This window comes from Amycolatopsis anabasis, assembly GCF_009765355.1.
Taxonomy (GTDB): domain Bacteria; phylum Actinomycetota; class Actinomycetes; order Mycobacteriales; family Pseudonocardiaceae; genus Amycolatopsis; species Amycolatopsis anabasis.
In genome coordinates this window covers 1-1,388 of sequence record NZ_VTHK01000158.1, presented here as the reverse complement: position 1 = coordinate 1,388, position 1,388 = coordinate 1, and the positions used below count along the sequence as shown (strand labels likewise).

Here is a 1,388-nt window from a genome sequence, read left to right as displayed (position 1 = left end):
TGTTGGGGTCTCGGGTTGTTGATGTGTGTTTGTTTTCGTCGTTGTCGGCGGTGGTTGGTGATTTTGGTAATGGGGATTATGCGTTTGGTAATCGGTTTTTGGTGGCGTGGGGTCGTGGTGGTGTTGGGGGTGGTGGTCGTCGGGTGGTGGTGTCGTGGCCGTTGTGGGCGAGTGAGGGGATGGGGTTTGGTGATGATGAGGCGACGCGGCTGTATTTGGGGTCGTCTGGTCAGGAGTTGTTGGATGGGGTGCGGGGGTTGGGTGTTTTGGAGGTGTTGTTGGGTCAGGGGCGTGGTCATCATTTGGTGATGGTGGGTGATCGGGTTCGGATTGATCGGTTTTTGGGGGTGGCGGATCGGTCGGATCGGGTCTCGAGTGGCCAGCGCGGTGACATGAGTGGCAAACACGCGGGGGCGGGTTCGGTGTCGCGGGGGGTTCTCGACGGCATCCGGCGGGAACTGAGCGAGTCCGCCAGCGAGGTTATCGACATTCCCCTCGACCGGATCGATATGGTCACCAACCTCGCGGATTTCGGGTTCGATTCGGTGTCGCTGGCGCAGTTCGCCGCCGATTTATCCGACAGGCTGAGCGTGACCGTGACACCGGACGTTTTCTTCGGTTATCCCACGCTGGGCAGACTGGCGGATTTCCTGGTGAACCGTTTCGGCGAGGCGATCACCGAACATCCGGGCCTCGCCGCCGCGGAATCGGCCGAGCCCGCGCCCCACGCTATGGCGGTGCCACGCTCGGGAACCGCGCCTGCCGCGCAGTCCATGCAGGCAGCGCAAGCTGCGTCGAGCGCGCCGGGTTCCGCGGGCGTGTCCGTGGTGGGGATGGCGGGTCGTTTTCCGGGCGCGGGCGGCGTTTCCGGGTTGTGGGAGCTGCTGGTGTCGGGCGGGGTCGCCATTGGTGGCCTGCCCGAGGATCGGGCCGGCCTGTGGTCGGAGGACTCCGGGGTTGATGTTTCTGGGGTCGTGGGTGGGTTTGTGTTGGGGGTGGATGAGTTTGATCCGTTGTTTTTCGAGGTGTCGCCGCGTGAGGCGGTGGGGATGGATCCTCGGCAGCGGTTGGTGTTGCAGGAGTGCTGGCACGGGTTGGAGGATGCGGGGTTGACGGCTGGGCTGTTGTCCGGTCGCCGGGTGGGTGTGTTTGTGGGTGCGGAGGAAGGCGACTACCAGTACTTCGGCGGGGCCGGGGTGACGTCGAACTCGAATGCGATTTTGGCGTCCCGCTTGTCGTATTTTTTGGATTTGTCGGGGCCTGTGGTGTCGGTGAATACGGCGTGTTCGTCGGGATTGGTGGCCTTTCATCAGGCGTCGGCGGCGGTTGCTTCGGGTGATTGTGACGTGGCGGTGGTGGCGGGGGTGAACTTGATGCTGGCGCCGTTC

At 63.5% G+C, this 1,388-nt stretch carries 1 protein-coding gene; it reads left to right on the top strand.

Annotated elements, in window-relative coordinates; genetic code table 11:
• Window positions 1-50: 50 nt before the first annotated feature.
• Window positions 51-1,388 (top strand): beta-ketoacyl synthase N-terminal-like domain-containing protein (locus FXO23_RS50485; protein ID WP_246258687.1); only part of this gene is annotated, 1,338 nt, incomplete at its 3' end.